This is a genomic window from Streptomyces sp. NPDC048566 (genome assembly GCF_043199735.1).
Classification (GTDB): domain Bacteria; phylum Actinomycetota; class Actinomycetes; order Streptomycetales; family Streptomycetaceae; genus Streptomyces.
Window position 1 is genome coordinate 217,261 of sequence record NZ_JBICWL010000009.1, and the last position, 4,113, is coordinate 221,373.

The 4,113-nt window shown below is 74.5% G+C and carries 3 protein-coding genes; 2 read left to right on the top strand and 1 reads right to left on the bottom strand.

Annotated elements, in window-relative coordinates:
- Window positions 1-429: 429 nt before the first annotated feature.
- On the bottom strand, window positions 430-1,371 hold the full coding sequence (locus ACGFS9_RS17365) for a hypothetical protein (protein WP_393254046.1): 942 nt from the start codon (window positions 1,369-1,371) through the stop codon (window positions 430-432).
- Window positions 1,372-1,738: 367 nt separating this feature from the next.
- Between ACGFS9_RS17365 and purN the strand changes: the two genes are divergently transcribed.
- Together purN and purH are read left to right on the top strand one after the other, a co-directional pair.
- Window positions 1,739-2,359 carry a phosphoribosylglycinamide formyltransferase gene (gene purN, locus ACGFS9_RS17370; RefSeq protein ID WP_393254047.1) on the top strand — a complete coding sequence of 207 codons (621 nt, stop codon included), beginning with the start codon at window positions 1,739-1,741 and terminating at the stop codon, window positions 2,357-2,359.
- Window positions 2,356-3,945, top strand: coding sequence for a bifunctional phosphoribosylaminoimidazolecarboxamide formyltransferase/IMP cyclohydrolase (gene purH, locus ACGFS9_RS17375; RefSeq protein WP_393254049.1), 1,590 nt, complete (start codon window positions 2,356-2,358; stop codon window positions 3,943-3,945). The genes purN and purH overlap by 4 nt, the downstream gene beginning before the upstream one ends.
- Window positions 3,946-4,113: the final 168 nt, after the last annotated feature.

Consider the following 4,113-nt stretch of genomic DNA (forward strand, 5'->3'; position numbering starts at 1 on the left):
AGGCGGGCCGGGGCGGAGAAGCGGGTGCCGGCTCCCCCGTGCGGTAGGCGGGCACGGAGGCAACGGGCCCACTCTCGCCGCGGCGGACCGGAGGCGAGGAACGAGGGCGGCTCCCGCACAGCGGGGATGGACGAACCGGCGCCCGCTCTCCGCGCGGCGGGCCGGGGGCGGAGGAAGGGGCCGCCTCCCCGAGCGGTGGGCCGGAGACGGACGCCCGAGGCCCATTCTCCACGCGGCGGGCCCGGCGGACGAACGGGGCCCGCTCCCCGCACGGCGGGCCGGGCGGACGGGCGGGTTCGGCTCCCCGTGCGGCGGGCTCGGGCGAACCGGGGCCGACTCCGCGCGCGGCGGGTGGGTCGGCCCCGTTCGGCCCTCCGCGGCCCCGGAGCCCGGGACGGCCGGTGCGCTCCGGGCGGCCGGTGCGCCCGGCTAGCTGCTCGTGCCCAGGACGCCGCGGAGTTCCTTCGGGAGCAGGTCGTTGCAGGAGTGCTTCGCCGCGGTCGTCAGGGCGTCCTGCGTGCAGGAGTAGTAGTCGCGGTAGACCAGCTGGGCGGTGAACGTCCCGGCGACCATGAGGACCGCCAGCGACGCCGTGACCAGGCCGCTGACCGCCGCGGTCACCTGCGGGCGGCCGTTCGGGGCGGCCTGCTGCGGGCGGGCCTCCGCTTCGGGGGCCGGCGCCTTCGGGGCCGCGGTACGGGCCTTGCCGCGGAGCGCGCTGACACCCCAGTACAAGGCCAGCGCGCCGAGCAGCAGCGCCACGTACGGCCAGTTGAAGAGGGCGAAGAAGAACGCCCACATGCCGGAGAGCAGCGCGTACCGCGCGCGGCGCTGTGCGGGGTCCGTGGGGTCCCAGCGCATGCCCGAGCCGGGACCGCCGCCCTGGCCCTCGGGTCCGCCGCCCTGGCCCTTGGGCGCCCCGGGCCGGTCGCCGAAGCCGCCGCCGCTGGAGGGGCCCGGCTGCCGGTCGCTCCAGTGGCTGCCCCACGGGGAGCGGCCGGACCCGCTGTCGCCGTCCTCGCCTCCGCCCTCGGAGTCCCGGTCGTGCCCGCGCGGCTGCCAGGGGCGGTCGGGGGTTCCCTCGGGCGGAGGCGCGAACGGGTTGTCCTCCGGGGCCGGGGCGCCGGACCGGCCGGACGAACCCGGGGACGCCGACGGCTTGGACAGATCCGCCGGGCCCGCGGCAGGAGTGCCGGGGCCGTGCTCCTCGGGGGTGCCGTCGTCGCTTCCCCCGGCCCGGCCGCTGCCGTTTCCGCCCGCGGAGCCGGAGCCGCCGCCGGGGGAGCCGTCCCCTTCCGGGCGGTGAGGGGTGGACGAAGGGCGCCGCTCGCGCAGCAGGAGCGGAGGGAGTCGGAGACTGCGGTCCGGCATCAGGTGAGCGTCTTCCCCTTGGTGGTTCTGGCGGGCGGCGTGTGCGCGGCGCCGGGTCCGGACCCCCGGGCGCGCGCCCCGGAGGTCCGGTGCGGGTGCGGCGGGTGGTACCGGGGCCCTGCCCCGCGCGTAATGGTGCTCGTCCCAGGTCAACGTCCTGTGTGCGCGGGGCGTTCCCCGCGGCGGACGGTGTTCCCGGGTGGATCCTCCCCAGACGCTACCGTCCGGCCCCGCCCCCGTCCCGTGGGGGCCGCCCGGTGTGCCGGTATCGTTGCTGACGGTCGGCCGGTTCGTAGACTTCCCCGTATCCCGGGGCGCGAAGCATTCGTACGACCGTACAAACGCTCCCCCGAGAAAGGGCCCCGCCGTGGCCAAGGCCAAGCGCCTCGTCGTGCTGGTCTCCGGATCAGGCACGAATCTCCAGGCACTGCTGGACGCCGTCGCCGCGTCGGGCCCGGCAGCCTACGGAGCCGAGGTCGTGGCCGTCGGCGCCGACCGCGACGGCATCGAGGGGCTCGCCCGTGCCGAACGCGCCGGACTGCCCACCTTCGTCTGCAAGGTCGGGGACCACGGCAGCCGGGACGAGTGGGACCGCGCGCTCGCCGAGGCGACCGCCGCGCACGAGCCCGACCTCGTCGTCTCCGCGGGCTTCATGAAGATCGTGGGCAAGGAGTTCCTCGCCCGGTTCGGCGGACGCCTCGTCAACACCCATCCGGCGCTGCTCCCCAGTTTTCCCGGCGCCCACGGCGTCCGCGACGCGCTCGCGTACGGAGCCCGGGTCACCGGCTGCACCGTCCACTTCGTCGACGACGGCGTCGACACGGGGCCGATCATCGCCCAGGGCGTGGTCGAGATCCGCAACGAGGACGACGAGAGCGCTCTGCACGAGCGCATCAAGGAAGTCGAGCGAAGGCTGCTCGTCGATGTCGTGGGGCGGCTCGCCCGCAACGGCTATCGCATTGAGGGACGAAAGGTAGTTATCCAGTGACCGCCGACAGCACAGGCACCGCCGAGAGCACCGAGGGAAGCAAGCGGGTCATCCGGCGCGCGCTCGTCAGCGTGTACGACAAGACCGGTCTCGAGGAGCTGGCGCGCGGGCTGCACGCCGCCGGCGTCGAGCTCGTCTCCACCGGCTCCACCGCCGCGAGGATCGCCGCGGCCGGGGTGCCCGTCACCAAGGTGGAGGAGCTGACCGGCTTCCCCGAGTGCCTCGACGGCCGCGTCAAGACGCTCCACCCGAAGGTGCACGCCGGCATCCTCGCCGACCTGCGGCTCGACAGCCACCGCCGTCAGCTGGCCGAGCTCGGCGTCGAGCCCTTCGACCTGGTCGTCGTCAACCTCTACCCCTTCCGCGAGACGGTCGCGTCCGGGGCGAGCCCCGACGAGTGCGTCGAGCAGATCGACATCGGCGGTCCCTCGATGGTGCGTGCCGCCGCCAAGAACCACCCCTCGGTCGCGGTCGTCACCAGCCCCGGCCGCTACGGCGACGTCCTCGCAGCGGTCCGCGGCGGCGGTTTCGACCTGCGCACCCGCAAGCGGCTCGCCGCCGAGGCGTTCCAGCACACCGCCGCCTACGACGTCGCGGTCGCCTCGTGGTTCGCCTCCGACTACGCGCCGGTCGACGACACGCGGTTCCCCGACTTCCTCGGTGCCACCTGGGAGCGTTCGCACACCCTGCGCTACGGCGAGAACCCGCACCAGCCCGCCGCGCTCTACACCTCCGGCACCGGCGGCCTCGCCGAGGCGGAGCAGCTGCACGGCAAGGAGATGTCGTACAACAACTACACGGACACGGACGCCGCCCGCCGTGCCGCGTACGACCACGACGACCCCTGCGTCGCGATCATCAAGCACGCCAACCCGTGCGGCATCGCGGTCGCGTCGAGCGTCGCCGAGGCGCACCGCAAGGCGCACGCCTGCGACCCGCTGTCCGCGTTCGGCGGGGTGATCGCGGTCAACCGCCCGGTCACCAAGGAGATGGCCGAGCAGGTCGCGGAGATCTTCACCGAGGTCATCGTCGCGCCCGAGTACGAGGACGGGGCCCTCGAAGCCCTCACCCGGAAGAAGAACATCCGGGTGCTGCGCGCCCACAACGCCCCGTCCACGCCCGTCGAGATCAAGCCCGTCGACGGCGGCGCCCTGCTCCAGGTCACCGACCGGCTCCAGGCCGACGGCGACAACCCGGCGAGCTGGACCCTGGCGACCGGCGACGCGCTGAGCCCGGGCGAGCTGGACGAGCTGGCCTTCGCCTGGCGGGCCTGCCGCGCGGTGAAGTCCAACGCGATCCTGCTCGCCAAGGACGGCGCCTCGGTCGGCGTCGGCATGGGCCAGGTCAACCGGGTCGACTCCGCGAAGCTCGCGGTCGAGCGGGCCGGCGCCGAGCGCGCTCGCGGTTCCTACGCCGCCTCGGACGCCTTCTTCCCCTTCCCCGACGGCCTGGAGATCCTCGCCGACGCGGGCGTCAAGGCCGTGGTCCAGCCCGGCGGTTCGGTCCGCGACGAGCTGGTCGTGGAGGCCGCGAAGAAGGCCGGCGTCACCATGTACTTCACCGGGACGCGGCACTTCTTCCACTGAGCCCGCGCGGACGCGCCCCGGACCGGGGCGCCTCCGCGACCACGGCCGGGGCCCCCGGTCCTCCGTTGCGGAGCTTGGGTTCAAGGGGTCGTCGCAACACCGCTTGGTTTCAGGTGGTGAGTAGATCACGTAGACGCTCGGCTGGGGTATCCCAGCCGAGCGTCTTGC